At 64.8% G+C, this 22,596-nt stretch carries 21 protein-coding genes; 7 read left to right on the plus strand and 14 right to left on the minus strand.

Features of this window, described 5'->3' with window-relative positions; all coding sequences use genetic code 11:
• The 5 genes from HMPREF1136_RS09740 to HMPREF1136_RS09760 all read right to left on the minus strand — a co-directional run.
• A partial coding sequence (locus tag HMPREF1136_RS09740) for a ubiquitin-like domain-containing protein (RefSeq protein ID WP_009649186.1) occupies positions 1 to 1,405 on the minus strand: 1,405 nt, incomplete at its 3' end.
• Positions 1,406 to 1,502: 97 nt separating this feature from the next.
• On the minus strand, positions 1,503 to 2,672 hold the full coding sequence (locus HMPREF1136_RS09745) for a resuscitation-promoting factor (protein ID WP_009649200.1): 1,170 nt from the start codon (positions 2,670 to 2,672) through the stop codon (positions 1,503 to 1,505).
• 235 nt (positions 2,673 to 2,907) lie between these two features.
• Positions 2,908 to 3,822, minus strand: a complete 915-nt coding sequence (locus HMPREF1136_RS09750; protein ID WP_009649197.1) for a TatD family hydrolase — start codon at positions 3,820 to 3,822, stop codon at positions 2,908 to 2,910.
• Between the two features lie 39 nt (positions 3,823 to 3,861).
• On the minus strand, positions 3,862 to 4,446 hold the full coding sequence (locus HMPREF1136_RS09755) for a DJ-1 family glyoxalase III (protein WP_009649187.1): 585 nt from the start codon (positions 4,444 to 4,446) through the stop codon (positions 3,862 to 3,864).
• 112 nt (positions 4,447 to 4,558) lie between these two features.
• Positions 4,559 to 7,984, minus strand: coding sequence for an ABC transporter ATP-binding protein/permease (locus HMPREF1136_RS09760; protein WP_009649193.1), 3,426 nt, complete (start codon positions 7,982 to 7,984; stop codon positions 4,559 to 4,561).
• Positions 7,985 to 8,202: 218 nt separating this feature from the next.
• Between HMPREF1136_RS09760 and HMPREF1136_RS09765 the strand changes: the two genes are divergently transcribed.
• Complete coding sequence (locus HMPREF1136_RS09765; protein ID WP_009649212.1) at positions 8,203 to 8,775, plus strand: GNAT family N-acetyltransferase; 573 nt, start codon at positions 8,203 to 8,205, stop codon at positions 8,773 to 8,775.
• A gap of 78 nt (positions 8,776 to 8,853) precedes the next feature.
• Here the strand turns inward: HMPREF1136_RS09765 and HMPREF1136_RS09770 are convergent, their stop codons facing one another.
• Complete coding sequence (locus HMPREF1136_RS09770; RefSeq protein WP_034505793.1) at positions 8,854 to 10,815, minus strand: cation:proton antiporter; 1,962 nt, start codon at positions 10,813 to 10,815, stop codon at positions 8,854 to 8,856.
• Between the two features lie 220 nt (positions 10,816 to 11,035).
• Here HMPREF1136_RS09770 and HMPREF1136_RS09775 point away from each other — a divergent pair, with 220 nt between their 5' ends.
• Positions 11,036 to 11,629 (plus strand): protoglobin domain-containing protein, encoded by a 594-nt coding sequence (locus HMPREF1136_RS09775; protein ID WP_009649207.1) that lies wholly within the window; start codon positions 11,036 to 11,038, stop codon positions 11,627 to 11,629.
• The gene (locus HMPREF1136_RS09780) at positions 11,598 to 12,197 is read left to right on the plus strand and encodes a methylated-DNA--[protein]-cysteine S-methyltransferase (protein ID WP_009649206.1); all 600 of its coding nucleotides are present in this window, start codon (positions 11,598 to 11,600) and stop codon (positions 12,195 to 12,197) included. The genes HMPREF1136_RS09775 and HMPREF1136_RS09780 overlap by 32 nt, the downstream gene beginning before the upstream one ends.
• 1 nt (position 12,198) lies before the next feature.
• Here HMPREF1136_RS09780 and HMPREF1136_RS09785 read toward each other — a convergent pair whose 3' ends face one another.
• A complete protein-coding gene (locus tag HMPREF1136_RS09785) occupies positions 12,199 to 13,521 on the minus strand; it encodes a YkvI family membrane protein (RefSeq protein WP_009649204.1) in 1,323 nt (440 codons plus the stop codon).
• Positions 13,522 to 13,729: 208 nt separating this feature from the next.
• Between HMPREF1136_RS09785 and HMPREF1136_RS09790 the strand changes: the two genes are divergently transcribed.
• Positions 13,730 to 13,993 carry a type II toxin-antitoxin system Phd/YefM family antitoxin gene (locus HMPREF1136_RS09790; protein ID WP_009649211.1) on the plus strand — a complete coding sequence of 88 codons (264 nt, stop codon included), beginning with the start codon at positions 13,730 to 13,732 and terminating at the stop codon, positions 13,991 to 13,993.
• Between the two features lie 157 nt (positions 13,994 to 14,150).
• Positions 14,151 to 14,252, plus strand: coding sequence for a type II toxin-antitoxin system RelE family toxin (locus HMPREF1136_RS11325; RefSeq protein ID WP_232204207.1), 102 nt, complete (start codon positions 14,151 to 14,153; stop codon positions 14,250 to 14,252).
• 2 nt (positions 14,253 to 14,254) lie between these two features.
• Here the strand turns inward: HMPREF1136_RS11325 and HMPREF1136_RS09795 are convergent, their stop codons facing one another.
• The 4 genes from HMPREF1136_RS09795 to HMPREF1136_RS09805 form a co-directional block, all read right to left on the minus strand.
• Positions 14,255 to 14,977 carry a nitroreductase gene (locus HMPREF1136_RS09795; protein WP_009649188.1) on the minus strand — a complete coding sequence of 241 codons (723 nt, stop codon included), beginning with the start codon at positions 14,975 to 14,977 and terminating at the stop codon, positions 14,255 to 14,257.
• A gap of 72 nt (positions 14,978 to 15,049) precedes the next feature.
• Entirely contained in the window at positions 15,050 to 15,319 is a 270-nt protein-coding gene (locus tag HMPREF1136_RS10775) for a Txe/YoeB family addiction module toxin (RefSeq protein WP_083836291.1), read from the minus strand.
• Entirely contained in the window at positions 15,312 to 15,569 is a 258-nt protein-coding gene (locus HMPREF1136_RS09800; protein WP_009649181.1) for a type II toxin-antitoxin system RelB/DinJ family antitoxin, read from the minus strand. The genes HMPREF1136_RS10775 and HMPREF1136_RS09800 overlap by 8 nt, the downstream gene beginning before the upstream one ends.
• Positions 15,570 to 15,674: 105 nt before the next feature.
• Entirely contained in the window at positions 15,675 to 16,724 is a 1,050-nt protein-coding gene (locus HMPREF1136_RS09805; RefSeq protein ID WP_009649184.1) for a threonine aldolase family protein, read from the minus strand.
• Positions 16,725 to 16,863: 139 nt separating this feature from the next.
• Here HMPREF1136_RS09805 and HMPREF1136_RS09810 point away from each other — a divergent pair, with 139 nt between their 5' ends.
• Positions 16,864 to 17,697 carry a class I SAM-dependent methyltransferase gene (locus tag HMPREF1136_RS09810; protein WP_009649198.1) on the plus strand — a complete coding sequence of 278 codons (834 nt, stop codon included), beginning with the start codon at positions 16,864 to 16,866 and terminating at the stop codon, positions 17,695 to 17,697.
• 34 nt (positions 17,698 to 17,731) lie between these two features.
• On the opposite strand, the gene arfB is transcribed toward HMPREF1136_RS09810, so the two are convergent.
• Positions 17,732 to 18,172 carry an alternative ribosome rescue aminoacyl-tRNA hydrolase ArfB gene (gene arfB / locus HMPREF1136_RS09815; RefSeq protein ID WP_009649183.1) on the minus strand — a complete coding sequence of 147 codons (441 nt, stop codon included), beginning with the start codon at positions 18,170 to 18,172 and terminating at the stop codon, positions 17,732 to 17,734.
• A 108-nt stretch (positions 18,173 to 18,280) separates the two neighbouring features.
• Positions 18,281 to 18,880 carry a uracil-DNA glycosylase family protein gene (locus tag HMPREF1136_RS09820; RefSeq protein ID WP_009649179.1) on the minus strand — a complete coding sequence of 200 codons (600 nt, stop codon included), beginning with the start codon at positions 18,878 to 18,880 and terminating at the stop codon, positions 18,281 to 18,283.
• Between the two features lie 374 nt (positions 18,881 to 19,254).
• Between HMPREF1136_RS09820 and HMPREF1136_RS09825 the strand changes: the two genes are divergently transcribed.
• A complete protein-coding gene (locus HMPREF1136_RS09825; RefSeq protein ID WP_009649178.1) occupies positions 19,255 to 20,238 on the plus strand; it encodes an alpha/beta hydrolase in 984 nt (327 codons plus the stop codon).
• A gap of 84 nt (positions 20,239 to 20,322) precedes the next feature.
• Here HMPREF1136_RS09825 and hemQ read toward each other — a convergent pair whose 3' ends face one another.
• The gene (gene hemQ, locus HMPREF1136_RS09830; RefSeq protein WP_009649210.1) at positions 20,323 to 22,542 is read right to left on the minus strand and encodes a hydrogen peroxide-dependent heme synthase; all 2,220 of its coding nucleotides are present in this window, start codon (positions 22,540 to 22,542) and stop codon (positions 20,323 to 20,325) included.
• Between the last annotated feature and the right edge of the window lie 54 nt (positions 22,543 to 22,596).

A 22,596-nucleotide genomic window follows, 5' to 3' on the forward strand; every position in this document is an offset into this window, starting at 1 on the left:
AGCCCACCGCGTTGGAGTGCGCCCACGCGGAGCAGGGGGTGCCGTAGCGGCCCTTAATGTAGCCGATACCCCAGTTGATCTGGGTGATCGGGTTGGTCCGCCAGTCCGCGCCAGCCGAGGCCATCTTGGATCCCGGCAGTGCCTGCGGGATGCCGTAGGCACCCGAGTAGGCGTTCTCGGCGTAGGGGTTCCACTGCGACTCGCGGTTCCACAGGAGGATCAGGCACTGATACTCGCTATCACCCCACCCCTGAGCCGCGACGATAGGCCTGGCCAGGGAACGCGGATCCTCACCGGAGTAGTTCGTGGGGACGTCACCGACCTCGGCGGCGGCGTCGCCATTCTTCGATTCACCCTTAATCTCGGCGATTTCTTCCTTGCTGGAAATCGAGCCGAGCTTCGCGCGGTAGCGCACGGAGGTGGTGCCGTCGGCTTCCTCCTTCTCCTCCAGCGTGGCCTTCGGGTCGATGCCGGCAGCGACGAGGGCGGCCGGGGTGACTTCCTTCGTTCCCTCGCTACGCACCTGGGTCACGGGCTGGGAGGTGGAGTGCTCGGTGATCGGCACGGAGGTCAGGACTCGATCGCCATCTTTCTCCTGCCACACCGTCCAGGTGGTCACGCCATTCTGGCCGGTCGTGGTCACCTGAGACTCGCCGACGAACATATCGTTGCTGGTCGTTGTGGTCTCGCTAAAAGGAATTTCGACTGTCTCGGTGGCCTCGCCGCGGGTCACGCGGCTGACGTTGATCGTCATCTCACCGGTGCTGTCGTTTTCGACGGTGACGCGGTCGAGGGCGTGCACGGAGACACCGGCAGACTCAAGGATCGCGCGCGTGTCCTGGCCGGGACGGACCGCGACTTCGCGGGTGGTGCCGTCGGCGCTCACGAAGATGTTACGGGGGCGGGAGACCAGCGGAGTGAGTTCGTCGCGCGACGCGGAGCGGTCGGCGGCAAGGGCCACCGTGGAACCCAGGGGCGCTGCGTCGGCAAGGATTCCGTCGGCCGAGGTGGCCGTGGTCCACAGGGTGCGGGTCTCGCCATCCACCGTCACGGTGTACGCGCGCGAGCTACGCACGACGATGGTGTCGCCCTCGTGCACGGTCTCGGCGAGGCCGGGCTGGACCAGGTCGCCGCTGCCGACGCTCACGTTCGCGACCTCAAGCGCGTCACCGACGGTGTTGCCCCACGCGGTAACCGGGCGGGTCACGCCGTTGACTTCGAGCATGACAGTCGTATGCGAGGACGCGACGCCGTAGGCTGCCAGGCCGAGGACTCCCGCCGAGGCAAGAGTAGCGACGCTGAGAACAACACGCGGAGAGGGCGCGAAAGCGCGCACGTGTCCGCCGACGACATGCAGGGCGCTGGCAGCGGAGGCGCTCAGCGAGTTACTCAGGTGATGGCTCACAATACTCCCGGTTACTCAATATTGGTTCTGCTGGTCAGCTTAGCGCGAGGACCCCGACGAACGCTAGAACAGTAGCATTGCCGGGGCTAAAGTCACGTTAGACAAGGCCGAGCTTGTAGGCGCAGCCCCACTGGCCCCAACCGGCGCGCTGCTGGAGCATGCGCGCACGCATGGTCTGTTCCTCCGCCGAGGCGTCGGAAGGCAGGCCGGTACCGCCCACGGACTGCCATGTCGGCAGGGAGAACTGGTACATGCCATAGTAGCCGTTTCCCGTGTTGGTCGAGGGGTTTCCGCCGGATTCGCACTGGGCAATAGCGGCCCAGATGGCGGCGTCGTCCCCGGAGACGGCGGCCGAGCCGCCGGAAGAGGAGCCGGACGAGGACGAGTCGGATGATGAGGAATCAGACGACGAGGCGGGGGTCTCCTTGGGTTCCTCAGCCTTCTTCTTTTCCTTGGTTCCCTTGGAGACGATGTGGGTTGTCGGCTCGGTGCGGGTCGTGGCCAGGACAGCGGTGACGGTGACGTTGCCGTCGATGGTCTCCTGGTAGGATTCGGTCACCTCGGAGCCAGCGACGCCCTCCTGTACGACCTTCTCGGTGCCTTCTTCGGCCTCGGGATCTTCACGTTCTTCGGTCTCGAAGGGGATCTCGGTCGTCGTGGAGGACTTGCCGCGCACGACGCGGGCCACGCGCACGGTGGTCTCGCCGCCGCTGTTTTCGAGGGTCACGCGATCAATGGGACTGGCAGTGACGCCAGCCTTCTCCAGGATCGCGCTCGTGCCCTCGTCGGCGGAGGCGACGACGTCGGTAGTGGTCCCGTCGGCGACGACGTGGACGGTCTCACCGCCCTCGCCCAGCGGCATTTCGGCGCGGACGAAGGAGCGGTCGGCCGCCATTGACGAGGTCTGGGCGGGCAGGGCGGACAGGATGCCGGAGGCGGTCGAGGCCGTGGACCACGCGACGGTCTGGCTGCCATCAACGGTTACGTCGTAGGGCGTGGCGGTGCGAACGACGACGGTGTCGCCGTTGGAAACGGTTTGGTCGGCGGCAGGTGCGACGAGGTCGTGGGCCCCCACGCTGACGCCCGCGGTGTTCAGGGCATCCCCTGCGGTCGTGAAGAACCCGGACACGTCACGGCTTACGCCATCCACCTCGATGGTGACGTGACGGTAGGAGGTTCCAATTGTCGCGGCGGCAGCGCCGGCCACCAGAAGGGTCGTCGCGGTGGCGACGGAGATGACGGTTGTACGGGTAGGCTTAACGCTCACAGGGCTCCAGACCTTGTAGTTTCCGCCTCCGTGGCGCGCCCCGCGCCGCTTGCCACTCGGGGCGGCAGGCTGGCTCGCGTGGGCGTCCGAAAGCGGACTGACACCCCAACCGTAACCAATTTGTTACCGTTTTGCGACCTCTTTGATACACCTCACGCGCGAGGGCGCGCGGCCCGGAACCTGCCACGGCCTCGGCGCTGCGGGGCGTCAAAACTGACCTGACCGACTGAAAAACTCACCACCAGGAGCCGTAGACGGCCTCGGTGTTCGCACGCAGTTGGTCGCACGCAGCGGCTTCGCTGACCCCCCACAGCTCCGCGATGAATCGGACGGTGTGGGCCATGACGTAGGAGGCATTGGGGCAGCCGCGCCACGGGACGGGTGTCAAATAGGGAGCGTCGGTCTCGACGAGGACAAGTTCGCGTGGCAGGACCGCCAGGGCCGCGCGCAGGTCGGAGTTCGCCGGGTAAGTGATGGGGCCGGCGAAGGAGGCGTACCAACCGTGCTCGGCGAGGTGCTGCGCCATTGCAGCGTCCCCCGAATAGCAGTGGAAGACGATGCGTTGATCCGCGCTCGCGCACTCGCGCAGGATCTCCAGCGTGTCCTCGTGGGCGTCGCGGTCATGGATCTGCAGGGGTAGGCCGGCTCGCTGCGCCATCTCGATGTGCGCGCGGAAGGACTCTTTCTGTGCCTCGCGGCCGCGCTCGGCCGTGCGGAAGTAGTCCAAGCCGCTCTCCCCTACCGCGACGACCATCGGGTCGCTCAGACGTTTCTCGACCTCGACCAGCGCTTCAACGAGGGGAACATGATGCTCGCGCACGATGGGGACCAGGCCGTCGGGTGAGGGATCGGCGCAGCCCGCGTGCAGGGCGGCATCGTTGGGGTGGATCGCGAGCGCGACACGCACGCCCTTGTGAAGGCGTGCCAGTTCGATCATCGGGTCGAAGTCGGGCAGCTCGCAGGCGCTCGAAATGAACGCGGTGACGCCAACCTCACGAGCCCGGCCCAGCTGCTCGTCCAGGCTCAGCGCCACGCCCTCGCGTCGGGGAATCTCCCCGACGTGGGTAGGCAGGTGCGTGTGGTTATCCACCACGGGCGCGGCCAGGGGTGCGGGCGTGTCGGGCCAGGGACGAGGCTTACGCGGACTCATGCGGGGCGGGTGTCCTTTCGTGGAAACGTGCAGGTGGTGTCAGTGGGTGCGCACGATGCCGCGGGAGATGGCCTCGGCCGCGTCCTCCCCCAGGAGCTGGCGCACGATCTCGAGGCCGAGGTCGATGGAGGTTCCGGCACCGCGGCTGGTCGTGATGAAGCCGTCGACGACGACGGGGTTGTCGTGGACGATGGCACCTCCGGCGGCGATGGCCTTAACGAAGGCCGGGTTGGCGGTCGCGTGGCGACCGTCGAGCACGCCCAGCTCAGCGAAGATCGAGGGGGCCGCGCAGATCGCGGCCATCGCTTCGCCCTCGTCGGCGCGGCGCAGCACCTCTACCTGGATCGCGGGCGTGGCCTTCAGGTTTGTGGTGCCGGGAAGGCCACCGGGCAGGAACAAGACGGTGTAGGTAGACAGATCCACGTCCTCGAGCATGAGGTCGGCGACAACGCGGATCCCATGGGAGCTGGTCACGTGGCGCGCGTCGGTCACAGAGATCAGGTCGGCGCGCACGCCAGCGCGGAACAGGATGTCGGCGACGGCCAGGGCTTCGACCGTTTCAAAGCCATCGGCCAGCATAATGGCGACGGTCGCGTCGGTAGCAAGGTTCTCGGGGGTGGGCATGGTTCCTCTTTCCTGGGGCAGTCACAGCGGGTTTACACCCAGGTTAGCGCAGCCGCGCCTACCCCGGGAATGAGCCACGGCCTCGACGCACGAGGGCCGAGGCCGAGGCCACTCACTCGGAGCGCAGCGCCTCCACGGGGTCCTGGAGCGAGGCACGCGCCGCCGGGATGATACCGGCGATGACCGTCAGGCCGACGGAGACCGCGACCAGGGCGACGGCCGTAAGCGGCGAGAGCTGGGCAATGTTCTCCACGTTGAACGAAGAGTAGGCGATCGAGTTAGCGAGCGCACACAGCGCGTACGTGACGCCCACGCCGATGGTGCCCGCGAGGAAGCCTTCGATGATGGTTTCGGCGTTGAAGACGCGTGACACGTCACCCTTCGATGCGCCGATGGAGCGCAAGATGCCGATCTCCTTACGGCGCTCGAGGACCGAAATATAGGTGATGATCGAGATCATGATCGAGGAGACCACGAGCGAAATCGACACGAAGGCGATGAGCAGCCACGAGATGATGTCGACGATCTTCGTCACCGAACTCATGAGCGCACCCATGATGTCGGAGTAGGTGATGACCTTGTCGGTGGCACCCGCCGCCTCATTGTCCTTGTTGTAGGTGTCGAGCGCAGCCTTCACCTTGTCCTTATCCGCGAAAGACTTGGGGTAGATCGAAATGTTGGAGGGCGAGGCGATGTCCGCCCATCCCAGGTTCCTCAGGTTCGTCTCCAGGGTCGGCACATTCGTGGAAAACATGGTCGCCATGAGGGCCGCGAGGGATTTCTCGTCCATATTGGACTGGAAGGCCTCCGCGAAGGCGTTGGGGTCCATCGAGAACGCGCTCGACATGTCGGTCGCGAACTGATCCATGACCGTGTTCATCTGCGTTCCGATGGTGTTGGAGATCTGCGTCATCATCTGTGTCATGGCGGCTGTCATGGCCTCTTGCATGACCTGCCCAATCGCGGCACCCACGCCCTGCGTGAGACTCGCACCCAGCTGGGCGGCGATCTGCGTGGAGATCGCGTTCATGACCTGCGTGGAAATGTCGGTGCCGATCTTGGCCAGCGCCGGATCATCCCCGATGGCTTTCATCAGATTAGCGCTGAGTTTGTCGGCGTCCACCACCTGGTCGGAGCCGACCGCCGTTTGAATCTTCTCGAGAACCTCGGGCTGACTGAAGTAGTTGGCGGCCAGGACCGCAAAGTCCGTCGTACCGCCCTCTTCGATCTGCTTCTGGGCGTATTCCTGGAACCCCTGAGCGATCTCGCTGGCCTGAGCGCTCAGGTATTCCCCGGCCCCGTCCTTGACTGCGCCGTCGGCGAGCGCAGATTGGATGATCGTGGGGAAGTCGATGGTGGCGAGTTCGGGGATGTCCTTGCTGAGGTCGCCGAGGTCCAGCTTGGACAGGTCGATGCCCATGCCGGACTGTGCGCCTGATTGGCCTGCGAGGTTCGAGAAGTCGAGGGTGGACAGGTCGAGGTTCGACAGGTCCAGGCCCGACATGTCGAGGGTGGAGAAGTCGATGCCGGACAGATCCATCCCGGAAAAGTCCATGCCCGACAGGTCCATCTGCATCTTATCGGGGTCGATTTGGAAGGCCGCAGAGAGTTTAGATTCGTCGACTGTGAAGAGTGAGGACATGTCGAAGCCACTGGACTGGCTCTTGTGGTCGTCTGCCAGTTCTGTGAAGGTCTTGCCGGTGAAAACATCGACGTCGGGCTTGGCACGCTGAGCCTTGACAATCGGGCTGGCGTTGGCCTCCTCGATGATCTGATAGGTCAGGGCGGGGGTGTAGGCAATGCCCTGACGCAGTGCTCCTCCCTTGTTGGAGTTGGGCTTAACGATTCCGGAGATGGTCAGCTCCTGACCGTCGTCCACGAGCTTCTTCATGTAGTCGGCGTCTGAGGAGCGGTCTGTCCATACCTTGTAGGTCTCGTCCCACGTGTACTTGTCGAAGGCGTTGATGCGACGGAAGGTGGTGCTCAGGATCGTGGAGTAGTCGTAGGTCGCGTCGCTGGTCGCCGACTGTGCGTTCGTCTGCGCATCGGCCGGCGTTTTGCCGCCGAGCGTGCCCTGGTAGTAGGTTCGCATGAGGTCGTCGAATTCCTTGTGGTCTTTCAGACCCAGGGTGTATTCGAAGAGGTTGGGGATATTGCCGTCCTCGTCGAGGACCAGGATCACCTGGTTCGCACCGCTTGGCCAGGAGCCAGCGACGAGGTCGTACGCGGAGGTGTAGAGCGAGGCCGTGGCGGGCATCTGGTAGAAGGCGTTCGTCTGCATCATCGACCCAAAGGCACCCGAGCCGAAGCCGGCCTCCATCTGCTTCATGGACTGGTCGGGGCTGACTTGAACGGTCGACTTGGATGTGTCGGATTGGAAGATCTGCGGGACCACGTCGTAGTCGTATTCGATGGCGTTGACCATCGTCTCGACGTTCCCGCCGTTGTTATCCAGGTAGGTTTTGAGGGAGGCCAGGTCGTTGGTTTTCGCGTCGCGGATCGTGTCGGCAAACGTGCGCATCTGGGAGACGCCGACCTGACCATCGGGTGCTGGCTTATCTTTCTTGGAGTCCGAGGCTGACACGGACAGGGCGGCGGTCATGTCGACGCCGGTCTTTTGGATTGTCAGCGGATACGCGCCCAGCGTCTCTTCTTCGGTCTTTGCGATGTATGCGTTCGTCCCGTTGGCCAGCGCGAGGATCGCCGCGATGCCGATGATGCCGATAGACCCCGCGAAGGAGGTCATGAGCGTGCGGCCCTTCTTGGTCATCAGGTTGTTGGCCGACAGGGACAGGGCGGTCACAAAGCCCATGGATGTGCGGCGCGCGGGCTTCGCGGCTCGTTGGTCCTCAGCGCTAGGCACGAAGGGATCGGAGTCGGCGACGATGCAGCCGTCGGCCAGCTCGACGATGCGGGTGGCGTACTGGTGGGCTAGCTCGGGGTTGTGCGTGACCATAATGACGAGGCGGTCGCGGGCCACGTCGCGCAACAGGTCCATGACTTGCACGCTAGTTGCGGAGTCGAGGGCACCGGTCGGTTCGTCGGCCAGCAGGATCTCGGGGTCGTTGATGAGGGCGCGCGCGATGGCGACACGCTGCATCTGGCCACCCGACATCTGTGAGGGCTTCTTGTTGACGTGGTCCTTCAGGCCGACGCGTTCAAGGGCGTCGAGGGCGCGCTTGCGACGCTCGGAGCGGGAGACACCGGACAGGGTGAGGGCCAGCTCGACGTTGGCCAGGACACTCTGGTGCGGGATCAGGTTGTAGGCCTGGAAGACGAAGCCGATGCGGTTGTTGCGGTAGGCGTCCCAGTCGCGTGCCTTGTAGTCCTTCGTCGAGATGCCGTCGATGACGAGGTCGCCCGCCTGGAAGCGGTCAAGGCCACCGATGACGTTGAGCATCGTTGTCTTGCCCGAGCCGGACTGGCCGAGCACGGCCACGAATTCGTTGTCGCGGAACGCCACGGAGACCTTGTTGAGAGCCACCTGCACGAGGCTGGCGGTCTGATAGGCCTTGACTATTTCTTTCAGCTCAAGCATGCATCATCCTTACCGTTCGTCCCACTGTGCACATACAAGCCTAACCGAGCGACTTCTGGCGATGATCGGGAATTCTCACGCCTCGACCCCTGATCGGCCCCCGATTCACCCCTGAGAAATCACGCCGAAAACCCGGTATTCCATCGAGAACCCAGCCCCGGCCTCGTCCTCGGAGCACGGTCGGATGCCCGCGTACACGCCACAGGTATCATGAAGTCATGACAGACCTCACCCAGATTCCCGTGCCCAACGACGGGCCGATCACCGACAAAGTCCTGGAGATCTACGAGCGGTCCTTCCCACCCGAGGAACAGGTCCCCATGTCCGAGCTGCGACGCAGCGCCGAGCGCGACGAGGTGTCTTTCCTTGCCTGGATCGACCCGTCACTCCCCGCGGGCGAGGACGGGGCCGGAAACGTGGTCGCCCTGACCTTCTCTTTCGTCTTCCCCGACCTGTTCTACCTGGGTTTCCTCGCGGTCGACGGGCGCACGCGCAGCGCCGGCTACGGCTCGCGTATCCTGGCTCATTTCCGCGAGCGCTACGCGGGCATTCCCCAGCTGCTCGAGATCGAGCCTCTCACGCGCGAGGCGGCGAACTACCAGCAGCGCGTGCGCCGCCTGGCGTTCTACGAGCGCAACGGCTTTGCGGTCACGAACATGATCACGCACGAGGCCGACCAGACCTACCGGGTCCTGGCGCGGGTCGGTATTGTGACGCCGGAGCGCCTGGAGGAAGCCCTCAACTCCGTGACCGACGATCCGGCCTACGCGTCGCGCGTGACGACAGACTGAGGCCTCGTCTCTGCCTCGCCTCCCGCCGGGCCGTCCCTCCTCGGGTGCGGCCCGGTGTGTCGTGCGCGCGGGCGGCTCTCAGTGCTCGGAGCCGCGGCTGGAGACCAGGAGGATTTCCTCGTTGTCGAGGCGGGCGAGCGCACCCTCGAGGGCCGCCGAGGAGAAGATCCCCTCGTCGCGGGCCTGAAGGAGGGCGGCGCGCTGTGCATGGATGGCCTCCAGCGCCAATTCACGGATCTGGTCGCGCGTGAAGGAACGTTCAACCTCCTCCTCGCTCATGTCGACGGTACCGTGGCTCTCGTCGTCCGCCTCACTCGCGGAATCCGCGCCCTGTGTGACAACGGTCGTAAGGTCTTCGTCCGTGCATTCCGGGCACAGCCCATCACGCGTCGCCCCCGCCTGAGCAGCTGCGTCCTGGAGGATGTCCGTGAGGACGCGGTCTGCGGCGTGCGCCGTACGCGTTTGTTCACCCGTAGCCTCGTCGGTCAGCGCGTGCCCCAGCCGGGACAGCGTGCGTGAGATCCCCGCGGAGAGCAGGGTCTTGCCATCAACCTCATGGATCGCCTGCGCGAGGGCTGTATCCACCAGCGCCGAGCCCATCACCTTCAGGAGCTTATCGTGCTCTTCCTCGGAGATATCGCCCGAGGCCATCTGCGGTTTTACGAGACGAATCAACCCCGGCAAGGTCAGGCCCTGGATGACGAGGGCACCGGCCGCGATGAACAGCGCGATCGAGAGCAGCAGAGCGCGCATCGGAGCGTGCGTCGAGATTGTCTGCGCGGCGGCCAGGGTGATGGCACCACGCATTCCCGCCCAGACGATGACGCTGCCCTCGCGCGGACCCAGCGGCTCGTTCTCAAAATAATCCAGGTCGGAACCGCGTATGGCGTTGCGGCGCTCGCGACGCTTGAGGCGACGACGGTAGTGATTGAGTGCGTTCGCCCAGTGCTCCGGGCTCAGATTGCGGGCTTCGAGCATGTCCGCGTCGACCTCGCAGGCCTCGTTCATGCGCTTCTCGAAGCGCGCGATGCGCGTGCTCTCAACCTCGTAGCGGCGCTTGCGGTGGGTGCGGCGGTGATCCAGCCAGGCGAGCATGAAAGCGATGAAGACGGCGCGAATCACCATGATGAGCGCGCCGAGGGTGACGGCGAGGAAAGCTGCGAAGGTCAGGCCACCGGAGAACTCGGCGGTCTCCTCGACGATGCCGAAGGCCTGCAGGCCCATCGTCAGGAAAATCCCGCTCTCCAAAACGAGGGTCATGGTCTGCCAGTTCTGCTGGGAGAAACGCCTGTTGCTCGCGGAGATAACAGCCGCGCGACGGCGCGAGACAACCAGGCCGGCGACGACGGCGGCGACCAGGCCGGAGCCTCCCAGGTGCTCGGCGGGAATCGAGGCGATGAAGGGCATCGTGAAGGAGAAGACCGTGTCCGCTGAGGGTTCCTTGATGAGGGCGCGCACTCGCACGCCGACCTCGCCGACGACCCAGCCAATCGCGGCTGCGATACCGAGCGCGAGGGCGACCTTGCCGATGAGTATGCCCGGGTGGAGGGCGTGTTCGTCGGCAGCCAGGCCCGCGCTCATCGCGGCGGAAAGCAGTACGAGTGAGGTTGCGTCGTTGAAAAGCCCTTCGCCTTCGAGCACTGTGATAATCCGGTGCGAGACGCCGGAGCGTTTCGCGATCGAGACGGCAACCGCGTCCGTCGGGGACAGGACTGCGCCCAGTGCGACGCCCCAGGGCAGGGAGATTGCGGGGACCAACCAGTTGATGACGAATCCGACCGCGAAGGCGGAGAGGAACACGAGGGGGATCGCGAGCATCGCGACGGCGTGCATCTCACGGCGGAAGTCCATGGTCGGCATACGCACTGCGGCTGAGAACAGCAGCGGTGGTAGCACGATCTCGAGGATGATATGCGGCTCGACCTCGATGGCACCCACCTGGGGCAGAAAGCCGATCGCCAGGCCGACGATCAACAGGATCAGGGGCGAGGCGACACGCACCTTGGGCGCGACGAATTGACACGCCACGATAATGAGCATTCCGGCCAGAGCGATAAGAAGGGGATCCACATGTCAATTGTATTGCGAGCAACCTCACCAGCGCTGCCACCATCTCGCCACAGCAGCTACGCGTCCCGCGAACGTGCACGGAGTACCATGCCCCACGCAGCTGCCTCCATCCCGACCCCACCTCGCTCACAATCCTCCCAGACGCGGAAGGTTCGTTCTACCATTGACGTATAGGTTCAAGGAGGTTCTCATGACCGCTTACAACCACTCGTCGGGGTACACCTACGGCACCGATGCCGTCCCCACGTCTCCTCTCACACTCGAGGATTTACGCCAGATTGAGGCCGCCGCTCACGTCCAGCCCAGCGACGCAGAGCTGCTCTCGCGAGCAGAACCCATCCTCGCACCTCATGCCATGGAAATGGTCGACACGTGGCGCGGGATTCTGGCTCAAAAGACGTACCTGGCAGCCCATTCCGCGCACCCAAACGGGCATCCGAACCCCGAGTACGCGCAGGCGTCAAAGCCGCGATTCGCCCAGTGGATCATCGACATGTGCACGCGCGAGCGGGACCAGGCATGGTTGGACTATCAGTACCTGATCGGCGCTCGACACATGTCTGCGGCGAAAAACGCAGCGGATGGAGCGGATTCGACGCCCTTCGTGCCTCTGCGCTACGTGCTCGCCTTCATCGCTCCAACGGTGGAGGTTGGTCACCGCCTCCTGGCTGAAGGTTTCGAAGGCGAAGAACTGAGTGCCGTCCGTGACGCGTGGACTCGCGCGGTGACCGTCGCCGTGACTGTGTGGGCCTATGCGTACCGCGACCACCCCGAGCAGTTCTGACCCGACGCTCGCCGCCTTCGATTCCCCCATTGGGCACCTGACGCTGGCGGCACGCGGCGGCGCGCTCGTCGGTGTCTGGGCACGCGGACAGCGCTTCTTTGGGTGCCCTGTCGGCGTTGACGAGGCCGTGGCCGCGTCCCTGGAGATCCTGCCCTCCCGGGCTGGCTCGGGGGGAGAATCGCGCGGTGTGACAGGCGAGGACGCGGCCGCACTGACGGCGGCCGCATCCTGGCTCGAACAGTATTTCGCTGGCGAGAACCCCTCCCCCGCTCGCCTTCACATAACCCCGGAAGGGACGCATTTCCAGAAGCACGTCTGGGAGGCGATGGCTCGGATCCCCTACGGACACACACGCACCTACTCCCAGATTGCGGCTCAGCTGCGCGAGGCCGGGGTCGCGGCCTCGCCCCGCGCGGTCGGCGGGGCCGTTGGCCGCAATCCCCTGCTCATCGTCCGCCCCTGTCACCGTGTGGTGGCCGCTAGCCACATGGGCGGCTACGCAGCCGGGGCCGAGGCCAAAGCCTGGCTGTTCGAGCACGAAGCGGCCACGGCCTCGTCTATCGGCTGACTCAGCCGTTCGCGCGGCCAGACGCTGCCGACTCGGTGGCCACGGCCTCGCCCCTTCGAGGCGTGACCAGATCGGAGGGCGACGCGTTCGCCTTCCGGTCAACGATATCCTTGGCGAGCGTGCTCGCGTCGCGGCGCAGCTGCTTGCTGTCGACGACAGACGCACGGGACAGCTCGCGGACCTTGTCGCGATGCTCGTCCGTGTACTCCAAGTGATCATCGTGCTTGTGAACGAGGAGGCGGATCAGCTTGCGGCGTAGGTTCTCCTCACGCGACACGCCCGCGCGCTCGCGCAGCCAACCGGCGGCCAGAACCACGAGGAGCGCGACGCCCAGCCATCCGATGATCGGGTACATGCCGCCGATCAGCTTCTTAAAGCCCATGAGTGAGGCCGCGTATCCGAGCGCAACGACGCCCACCAACACGATGCGCATGCGCTTTGTCGAGCCACCCGAGAAACGGCGCGCCGTCGCGAAAAACAGAGAGAACACCGTGTTGTAGATGAGCGCAAAGATGATGAGCGTGTAGACGAACGCAAACCACGGGTGGATCGTGCGCGCGATCTCAAGGGCCGGGACGTTCACGTCCCAAATTCGATCCATGTTCAGATAGAGGGCCAGAGCGTCGCCACCGATCACCAGGGCGATGATCGTGCCGCCGATGCGCCCGGCGAGGCGAGCCTCACCGATGCGCAGCACCGAGCCACCCAGCACGAAGGCCATGCCGATACCGTTGACGACGCACAGCGCGAAGTAGTTGATCGTCGAGAACCACAGGTTCGGCAGGGCCGGAGTGACCTGGGTAGCAGTCGCATTGAGTTCGGCCATACTCGGGTGCGGTGTCACCAGCGAGTAGATGACGAGAACAATGATCGCGATGACGATCATCGGGGTGAAGACGCCGATGACCTCCATGATCCGATCAAAATCCAGGAATGCAGTGAGGATCACGAGGCCCGCGCACACCGCGCTCCCCGCCCACGCGGGCAATTCGAATTGCTGTTCAAGGTTCGCACCCGCGCCCGCGAGCATCACGAAGCCCATCGCGAAGCCAGAAAAAACGAGCACCACATCGATGACGCGGCGCACGACGGGGTGAGTGATGCGTTCGAACACGTCATCGTGGTGGCCCGAGCGAAAGTAGGAACCCAGCTGCAGGGCGACGACACCGAAGATGATGTTGAGGACTCCCAGTGCGGCGATTCCAATCAGGCCGGGAGCACCAAAAGACAGGAAGTATTGGAGCAGATCCTGGCCGCTGGCCAGGCCAGCGCCGACGATGACTCCCACATACGCAAAGGCAACAGAGACATACTTTTTTGACATGGCGGTCCTTCCGATCGCAAACATGTTCCGAGGGACAGCTCAGTCCTCGGCGGGCGCTCGTTTGTCAGCGCCCACCGCCATTCTATACAGAATTACTTATTAACGATTAAAGATATCCTTACTTAACCTTGTTAAAACGGGACTAAGTACCCAACGCACATCCTGTATGCACGCAACATTTGTGTACACTATGTACTAAAATGACATCATGAACACACTTGCTTCCACACTGTCGACTCGAGAACTACGCGCCAACCTCGCCGACGTCCTCGGGCGCGCTTCCTACGGCGGCGAGAGGATCGGCATCACAAAGAATGGACACCTGACAGCCGTCGTCATCGGCATTGAGGACCTGCAGACCCTCGAGGAACTCGAGGACGCCCGCGACCTTGCAGCATTCCGCGAGGCGATGCGTCACGACGATGGTGAGCGCGTGAGCCTGGCCGACCTGCGCGCCGAGCTCAACGACTAGCGATGTACCGCGTCGAATTCACCTCGGCAGCGGCACGCCAGGTACGCAAGCTGGACCGCCCGGTGCGCACACGCCTTCTCAATGCCATCGAAACGCTCGCCCGCTCCCCCGCCCCGACGGAGTCAAGAAGCTTGCAAGCACGGAGAATGCATGGCGCATCCGCGTTGGCGACTACCGGATCATTTACTCAATCGAGGACGAGGTCCTGGTCGTGACGGTCGTACGCGTGGCACACCGACGCGAGGCCTATCGCTCGTAGCGTCACTTGCCTTCGAGGAGCTGGATGGCCGGGCGCGGCGCCCGCATCGCGTTGATCGGAGCGTCGGGATCCGCGTAGCCGAGCGCGAAGCCGGTGATGAACGTGTAACCCTCGGGGACCTCGAACTCCTCGTCAACGGGGGCGCGCCAGGTGGCGAGGATGCCAACCGGGCAAGAATCGACGCCGCGCGACTTGGCGGACAGGAACAGGGTCTGGAGCATGAGGCCCGCATCCATGGCACTCCACGGGAGCATGTCCTCGTGGACAAACACGAACCCCATGACGGGAGCATCGAAGGCGGTCACGTTGCGACGATTGACACGGTTGCGACCCTCGATGTCGCCGCGCTCGACGCCGTAGATACCGTAGAGGAGCTTGGCGACCTCGATCTGGGCGGGGCGCAGCTCGTCCGGGTAACGCTTACGCACCGGGTAGTCACCGTCGGGCACGGGAACCACGACGTCGGGGTCGGCAGCCTTGCGGGCGTGGGCTTCGATCTCTTCGTCGAACAGACGTCCGTAGCGTTCGCGCAGACGCTGGGCGCGCTCACCGGTGGCCAAGGCGACGCGGAAGGCGCGCGTGTTCGACCATGACGGAGCCGCCGTCGCGTCGGCAAGGATCGCGTCGAGGACCTCGGCGGGGATCTCCTGGTCTGTAAAGGCGCGCGTGGAGCGGCGCGATGCGGCCAGGGCGGAAAAGTCATTCGTCTCAGCGGTGAGTGTCATGCACCCAGGCTACCCCGGCCTCGTTCCCCCAAGCCATCCGACCCACCCACCGGACGGCCGTCGTTCTGCCAGCTAGTGATCCCCGTAGTGAGTGCGACATGAAATAATCTCGACTCGATCATCGCACACGCGATAGACCAGACGATTTGCCACATCAATGCGGCGCGACCACCACCCCGAGTAACGCCCCTTCAACGTTTCAGCCTTACCAATTCCAGCACCTTGCCCATTCCTGGCAATATCACGCAGTAGTGCGTTGATGCGCTTCAAAGTCTTTCGATCCTGGGTTTGCCACCACAAATAATCCTCCCAGGCCTCAGAGGCCCAGACGAGGTCACGCATCCTCGATCAACCCTCGGACCATACCCCGCCCGGCCTCCAGCTCCGCGATACCGCGGTCAAGGTGAGCGAGATTTGCGCGCGAGTAGAAGCTATCAACCTCCACGACGAAGGGAATCCGCTGCTCCCGCGCCACCTTCTTCGCAAAGATCGTGAAAGCAGCATTCATGGAGAGTCCCATTTCCTTGCAGGCACGCTCCATCGCAGCCTTATCCTCAGCATCGAGCCGAACGGTCACCATAGCAGTTGCCATGCAACACCTCCACAACAGCGTACTAATAGCAATATATTATCAGACTGACAGCACACTGATGGCTTCAACGGCGCGCTCCACCCGGGGAGCACAGAAGCACCGTCCTTACCGGGCCAGGGCTTCCTCGAAGGCGATCACATCTTCCTCCGGAGTCGCCCAGGAGGTGCCAATGCGGGCGAGGTAACGGCCATCAGGCAGAGTCTCCCAGATGCCGTACCGCACCTTGTCCGAAAGACGCCCGTGTCCGGCCTGATCGAGAGCCACGAATGTCAGGTTCGTCGGCGATTCCATGGTGACGACGTAGCCCGCGCGCTTGAGGGCCGCGCGAATACGGGCGGTCGCCTCGACGGCAGGCTTGCCGATCGTCAGGTAGAGACCATCTTCGAAAAGCGCCTCAAACTGCACGCCCAAGAGACGCCCCTTCGCCATGAGCGCACCGTGCTGCTTCATATGGGTGACGAACTGGCGGATCGACCCGCGCTCGGGGATCACCACTGCCTCGCCGAAGAGCGTGCCACACTTGGTGCCGCCGATGTAGAACACGTCGGTCAGGCGCGCCAGGTCGGCCAGCGTCACGTCGTTGGCGGGCGAAGCCAGCGCGTAGGCGAGGCGCGCGCCGTCAACGAAGAGCTTCAAGTCGCGCTCGCGGCACACGCGTGAGAGATCCTCAATCTCCTGCAAGGAGTAGAGGGTGCCGTACTCGGTGGGCTGCGAAATATAAACGAGGGCGGGGGCGATCATGTGGTCGCGCGCGCCGTCGCCCTCCCACGCCGAGTAGATGCGTTCGACGTCGGCGGCGTTGATCTTGCCGTCCACGGCCGGGGTGTCGAGGATCTTGTGGCCGCCGCGCTCGACGATGCCGGCCTCGTGCATGTTGATATGGCCGGTGTGCGGCGCGATGACCCCCTGCCACGGCAGGAGGATCGCGTCGATGACGGTCGCGTTCGTCTGCGTGCCGCCCACCAGGAAGTACACGTCGGCGTCGGGAGCCTGGCAGGCCTCGCGAATCAGGTTGCGGGCGCGCTCGCAGTGCTCGTCGGTACCATAGCCGCTGGACTGCTCCATGTTGGTGGCGACGAGGGCGTCCAGCACCCTGGCGTGTGCGCCCTCCTGGTAGTCACTGGAGAAGTTCGGCAGCGTGGCAGAAAAAGTCATTGGACCATTATTCCACGCGGTACGTCGAACGGTTTCCGTTACCCCGTGAGTATCTTTTCTCGTTCTACCACAAGGATTATCCTGACCGTAGCCAGGCGATGCCGCCAGGCTTCCCAACACAAAGTGAGAACGTTTAGCAATGCCGAGCGCCACTGGCGAACAGATGAACGCAATCAACCGCGACTCGCGAGCCTATTGGAACAAGCGAGCCGCAACATTCACACGCTTCGCGACCGGCGAGTATGAGCGCTGGCTCATGGACCTCCTCGCGCTCAATCCCGGCGAGGAGCTACTCGACATGGGCTGCGCGACGGGCACGCTCGCCATCCCCCTGGCCCGCGCCGGGCACCGCGTCCACGGCTGCGACTTCGCCGAGGCCATGCTCGCAATCCTCGACAAGCGCACAGCCGCCGAAAACCTACCCATCACCTCCCACCTGATGGCATGGGAGGACGACTGGGAGGCCTCGGGGCTAGGTGAGGACAGCGTGGACGTCGCCTTTGCGTCACGTTCCCTCATGGCCGAGGCCGTGGCCCCCTTCGTCGCCAAGCTCGACTCGGCAGCACGCTCGCGCGCGGCGGTCGTCGTACCCGCAAGCCTGCCGCCATCCTCGGACCCGCGCCTGCTCACCTACCTGGGGCGCGCAGCCAAGCACCCACGCAACGCCCGCAAAGTCCTACGCGCGCTGCGCGCAATGGGCAGAATCCCAACCTGCGCAACCACCACAACCTTCCGCCCCATGCGTTTCTCATCCCTCGACGAGGCCTACTCCGACCTGCGCCGTCTCGCCCGCCCCGAGCCGTTCACGGACCGCGAGCAGCGACTCTTCGACGCCTACGCGGCCCAACACTTCGTGTGCGAGGCCGCCACCGACGCCTCGGAAGAGAACAAGGAGCAATGGATCCTCGACTACACGTTGCCCGTCACCTGGGTGTTTATCGGCTGGCGCACCGACGGGGGCCGATGGGACTAACCAGGCCCGGCCTCGTTCTCCTGAACCCGCCTTCTTAGTCGGCGTCGGGGCGACGCCTGCGTGCCTTAACCTCGGCTCGCCTCTTCTTGGCGGCGAGGCGACGCAGCTTGGACGCGCGCGTCGGCTTCGTCGCACGCCTCGGGACAGGCGGAGTAAGCGCTGCGCGCAGGACTTCGGCGAGGCGCTCGCGGGCGGCCGCGCGATTGCGGCGCTGGGAGCGGTGCTCGGAGGCGGTGACGGTCAGGATACTTCCGGTCAGGCGTTCCCCAAGCTCACGCAGGGCACGATCACGCTGCTTCTCATCCAGGGCGGTTGTGGACGCCAGGTCCAAGCTGAGCTGCACCCGCGAGTCCGCGGTGTTGACCCCCTGACCGCCAGGACCCGACGCGTGAGAAAAGCGCTCGATCAACTCCCCCGCGGGCACGACGAGGCCACGCGGGCAGCCAGGCCCAGCGGGAATACGCAGATCATCCATGCGCCCTAGTGTGCACCACCAAACCCGGCCCCGGCCTCGTAAATCCACGGGCACACGATGTACGTGGGAACCGACGTACGTTTATACGCCGATTCTCACGTATAACGTTCAGGCCATGAGAGCAGCGACCCGCTTCTTCAGGTCGGGCAGCACGTCGGTGTCGAACCAGGGGTTCTTCTTCATCCACATCTGGTTGCGCGGTGAGGGGTGGACCAGCGGGAAGTACGTGGGCAGGTAGTGCTTGTAGTCGCGCACGACATCCGTGAGGGAGGCCGAGGACTTCAGGTCCAGGTAGCGCCTGGTCGCGTACGCACCAACGAGGATCGTCATATCCAGGTGCGGCATGAGCTCAAGCAGGCGCGGGTGCCACTTGTCGGCGAAGTCCTTGCGGGGTGCCAGGTCGCCGCTCTTTCCAGTGCCCGGGAAGTAGAAGTCCATGGGAACGATCGCGAGCTTACCCGAGTGATAGAAGGTATCGCGGTCGATGCCCATCCAGTCGCGCAGTCGGTCGCCACTGCGGTCGTTCCACACGATGCCGGTTTCTTCGGCGATGCGTCCGGGTGCCTGGCCAACGATCATGATGCGGCACTGCGGCCCCGCGAAGAACAGCGGGTCGATCCCACGCTTCGTGTACGAGGCGTTGGCCGGGTCTGCGGCGATCTCCTCCGCGATTGCACGGACGGCTGGATCGGTGATCTCGGGAGTCATACATTCAGCGTATGACACGCCCACACGCAAACCGCCAACAACACGTCGGAGGTCACATAACAGTAAACACCAGACACCCGCCGCGCGGATACCAGGCACACACCATAGTTCCCCACAAATGTCGCACGTAATTCCCCGACGCACGTTTTCATTCATCCCCACAAACACCGGAATTTCGACGATTACAATTCAAATCCTGAAAAATCATCAGGGGCATTACGTGCGAGATTGGTGGGGATGCGAAGCGCGGCAACGGCCACACCGATTAGTACCCACCGCCCAAGCGGGCATACAGTTGAGTCCATGAGGGCAGCCACAAGGCACGCGAGGCGCGACCAATGAACACCAGGTTCGTCAGGCGAACATCCAGGCAGATGACCACGATCATTGCATCACTTGCGATCGCGGCTTCCTTAGTCACCCTCGCAGGCCTCGCAGCAGCCACCCTTACCTCATCCGGACGCGAGCAGAAGGACCCTTCCCCCATCGCCATCGAGGAAGACGACAACCCCATTCCCGAGGCCATGGCCGGCCTGCTGGACACGGCCTCGTCCCTGCACGGCTCCATCGACACCCTGGCGTATGAGCAGAGCTACGAGGGGACGGTCTACGACAAGCAGGCCTTCGTGTATGTGCCCGACTCCTACTCGCCCGCTCGCCCCGTGAACGTCCTCTACCTGACGCACGGCTGGTGGGGCAACGCGGCAGGCCTCGCGGCCGGGGTCGCGCCGGTCGTCGACAAGCTGGAGGCTTCCGGCGAGGTCTCACCGACCATCGTCGTGTTCGCGACCTACTATCCGGATCGGTCGTTCGCGACCGACGACTACGAGGACGATTACACGCTTAATCGTTTCTTCGCGACAACCGAGATCGACACGCTGATCTCGACGGTCGAATCGCGGTACACGACGTTTGCGCGCGGTGACCTGTCCGACGCCTCGCTGCGGGCCTCGCGCAGGCACCGCGCGTTCGGCGGTTTCTCAATGGGCGCGACGACCACGTGGGACGTCTTTGCCCTGCGCCCGCAGTACTTCTACGGGTACATGCCGATGGCGGGCGAGTCCTGGATCGGGCATGCGGAGGACGCCGATGAGGAGCGGATCGGGCAGCTGGTGACCGACGGGGTGCTGCGCGCGGGCTACGGGCCGAGCGATTTCCGTATCCTCGCGTCGGTCGGCTCGGAAGACCCAGCGCTGTGGGACATGACCCCCCAGCTCGACGAACTCTACCAGGACTACCCCGACCTCATGACGGAGTCCAGCCTACAGGTATGGATCGACGACGGCGAAGACCACTCCATGACCTCGGTCTGTAACCAGGTCGCACACAACCTGCCGCTCTTGTTCCCCCATTCGTAGGGTCCCAGATGCCCAATTGACTCGGCCCCAGCCTCGTTCCTTGTTTCAGGGACGAGGCCGGGGCAACTTCTCAGATACGGGGCCTTACGCGCGGGGCTGGCGCTCCGCCCACTCGCCGAGGCTCACGCGCGGACCCGTGAAGAACGGGGTGTCCTCGCGCACGTAGAGGCGCGCCTCGGTGTAGCGCTGGGCGTGCATGACGCCCTCCAGGCGGTCAAGGGTGTCGGCCTCGAACGCGAGCACCCACTCGTAGTCGGAGAAACCGAAGGCGGACAGGGTCGAACCCTTGACGTCCGGGTACTGGGCGAAGCCGTTGCGGCCGTGTTCGGCCATGATGCGGGCGCGCTCTTCGGGAGCCTTGAGATACCAGTCGTAGGAGCGCACGAAGGGGTACACCATCGCCCAGTCGCGGGGCGCGACGCCGCCGAAGCAGGCGGGAATGTGGCGCTTGTTGAACTCGGCGGGGGTGTGCAGGCCCATGCAGGACCACACCGGGTCCAGGAACTTACCCAGCGCTGACGCGCGCAGGCGGTGGTAGGCGTCCTGCAGAACTTCGGGGTCGTCGTCGAGCCACCAGACCATCAGGTCGGCCTCGGCGCGGAAACCGGACACGTCGTAGAAGCCGCGGATTTCCGCGCCCGCGCCCTTCACGTAGTCCAGGGACTCGGCGACGATGCGGCCGCGCTCGCCATCGTCGGCGGGCAGGGACTCTCCGAGCGCGAACACGGAGTAGAGGGCGTAGTGCTGCTTGTTGTTGACCTCGTCGAAGTCGACGTCCGTCGCGTCGCGCGGGTCGGTGACACGGGCGTGCGCGGCGTGCGAGTGGGGCGTCGCCTCGGTGCCCGCGTGGCGGGCCTGGTGGCGCGCGGCGTGCTCACCGACGCGGTCGGGCACTCCCGCGGGATGTCCTGGGTTAGCCGGGTTCTGCTCGGGCGGCACGACGGCGTGGGGATGCGGGGTAGACATGGAGTCCTCCTGACTTGGGGCTGGTTGACCGGCGGCTCGGGCGGGCGCGCCGGAAGTGTGAGGGGTGGATGCCGCGCCGGGATGAGCACCTCCGGCTGCGGGCGAGGGATGGCCGGGGCGCGCCGGGGAGAGGCAGCAGTCGCTCGGGCAGACGGTGTGGAAGGGGCCGACGCCCGTCACGGTGGCGCGCGCGGGTCTCTCGCCTCGTGCCTGGGCCGCGCGCTCTTCGAGCACGTCGACCAGGGAAGACACGAAGCCAGGGTCGGTCGAGACGGTATCGGCACGCTCGTAGGGGATCCCCAGGTGCGCGGCGGTCTCCTTCGCCTCGGTGTCGAGGTCGTAAACGACCTCCATGTGGTCACAGATGAACCCGATGGGGACGACCACGACGCCGCTCAGCGGCGTTGCGTCGGCTGCGATCTCCTCGAGGAAGTCGTTGATATCGGGCTCAAGCCAGCGGGCCTGCGGGGGCCCGGATCGCGAGCAATACACGAGGTCGTAGCCCAGGTCCGCGCGCCCGAGGACGCGCCGCAGCTCGGGCATGATCGCCTGGATGAGGGCGTGGTGCTGGGCGACGTAGCTGATTTCGGTTGCCGGGGTTCCCGCGTGCGACGAGGCCTCACTCCCCTGCTGCTCGGCGCGTCCGCCCGAGGCCGCCACGGCCTCGTCGATCGAGGGACGGAACGGGAAGGGCGAGGATCCCGCCTCCATGCTGACGGGGATGGAGTGGGTGACGAAGATCAGGCGGATCCCGTCCGCGTCGACGCCGCGCGCCACCAACGCCTCCCAGGCGCGCCGGACGGATGCGACCTGCGCGCTCGCCATGCCGGGGGTCGAGTAGTAGGGGCGGACCTTGTCCAGGATGATGTCGGCGTCGGGATTTCCGGCGCTGTCCTCGGCGCCCAGGACGATGGTGCCCCACTTCTCGCGCAGGGCCGCCGCGGCCTCGGCGAGGTCTTCGCGATACTGGCGACACCCCGAGTACGAGGCGTAGGCGGAGGTGGGCAGGACGAGGATGCGCCGGGCACCGGCCCCCGCGAGCGCGTCGAGGCCTTCGGCGACGAAGGGGTGCCAGTTGCGATTTCCCCATCCGACGGGGATGTCGTGCCCGCGGCGAGCGAGTTCCGCGGACAAGTCCGCGATCAGACGCTGGTTGCAGGCATTGATGGGCGAGACGCCACCGAAACGCTTGTAGTGAGCGGCAACCTGAAGCAGACGCTCATCGGGGATTCCACGACCGCGCGTCGCGTTGCGCATGAACGGCAGGACGTCGTCCGGGCCGTTCGGGCCACCGTAGGACAGCAGCATGATCGCGTCGTAGGTTTCCAAACCTGGCACTTTCAGTCCTCCTTCAGGCCTCGAGGAGACAGTGTAGGGCCGCTTCCCTCCTCG

The sequence above is a fragment of the Actinomyces sp. ICM47 genome (assembly GCF_000278725.1).
Taxonomy (GTDB): Bacteria; Actinomycetota; Actinomycetes; order Actinomycetales; family Actinomycetaceae; genus Pauljensenia.

What these genes read in the sequence shown, in the direction of transcription:
- HMPREF1136_RS09825 (WP_009649178.1), top strand. Translation starts at nt 19,255, where the DNA reads ATGACCACGATCATTGCATCACTTGCGATCGCGGCTTCCTTAGTCACC.
- HMPREF1136_RS09820 (WP_009649179.1), bottom strand. Translation starts at nt 18,880, where the DNA reads ATGACTCCCGAGATCACCGATCCAGCCGTCCGTGCAATCGCGGAGGAG.
- HMPREF1136_RS09760 (WP_009649193.1), bottom strand. Translation starts at nt 7,984, where the DNA reads ATGCTTGAGCTGAAAGAAATAGTCAAGGCCTATCAGACCGCCAGCCTC.
- HMPREF1136_RS09790 (WP_009649211.1), top strand. Translation starts at nt 13,730, where the DNA reads ATGAACACACTTGCTTCCACACTGTCGACTCGAGAACTACGCGCCAAC.
- HMPREF1136_RS09750 (WP_009649197.1), bottom strand. Translation starts at nt 3,822, where the DNA reads ATGAGTCCGCGTAAGCCTCGTCCCTGGCCCGACACGCCCGCACCCCTG.
- HMPREF1136_RS09765 (WP_009649212.1), top strand. Translation starts at nt 8,203, where the DNA reads ATGACAGACCTCACCCAGATTCCCGTGCCCAACGACGGGCCGATCACC.
- HMPREF1136_RS09800 (WP_009649181.1), bottom strand. Translation starts at nt 15,569, where the DNA reads ATGGCAACTGCTATGGTGACCGTTCGGCTCGATGCTGAGGATAAGGCT.
- HMPREF1136_RS09755 (WP_009649187.1), bottom strand. Translation starts at nt 4,446, where the DNA reads ATGCCCACCCCCGAGAACCTTGCTACCGACGCGACCGTCGCCATTATG.
- HMPREF1136_RS09785 (WP_009649204.1), bottom strand. Translation starts at nt 13,521, where the DNA reads ATGTCAAAAAAGTATGTCTCTGTTGCCTTTGCGTATGTGGGAGTCATC.
- HMPREF1136_RS09810 (WP_009649198.1), top strand. Translation starts at nt 16,864, where the DNA reads ATGCCGAGCGCCACTGGCGAACAGATGAACGCAATCAACCGCGACTCG.
- HMPREF1136_RS09795 (WP_009649188.1), bottom strand. Translation starts at nt 14,977, where the DNA reads ATGACACTCACCGCTGAGACGAATGACTTTTCCGCCCTGGCCGCATCG.
- HMPREF1136_RS09805 (WP_009649184.1), bottom strand. Translation starts at nt 16,724, where the DNA reads ATGACTTTTTCTGCCACGCTGCCGAACTTCTCCAGTGACTACCAGGAG.
- HMPREF1136_RS10775 (WP_083836291.1), bottom strand. Translation starts at nt 15,319, where the DNA reads ATGCGTGACCTCGTCTGGGCCTCTGAGGCCTGGGAGGATTATTTGTGG.
- HMPREF1136_RS09780 (WP_009649206.1), top strand. Translation starts at nt 11,598, where the DNA reads ATGCGTACCGCGACCACCCCGAGCAGTTCTGACCCGACGCTCGCCGCC.
- HMPREF1136_RS09770 (WP_034505793.1), bottom strand. Translation starts at nt 10,815, where the DNA reads ATGCTCATTATCGTGGCGTGTCAATTCGTCGCGCCCAAGGTGCGTGTC.
- arfB (WP_009649183.1), bottom strand. Translation starts at nt 18,172, where the DNA reads ATGGATGATCTGCGTATTCCCGCTGGGCCTGGCTGCCCGCGTGGCCTC.
- HMPREF1136_RS09775 (WP_009649207.1), top strand. Translation starts at nt 11,036, where the DNA reads ATGACCGCTTACAACCACTCGTCGGGGTACACCTACGGCACCGATGCC.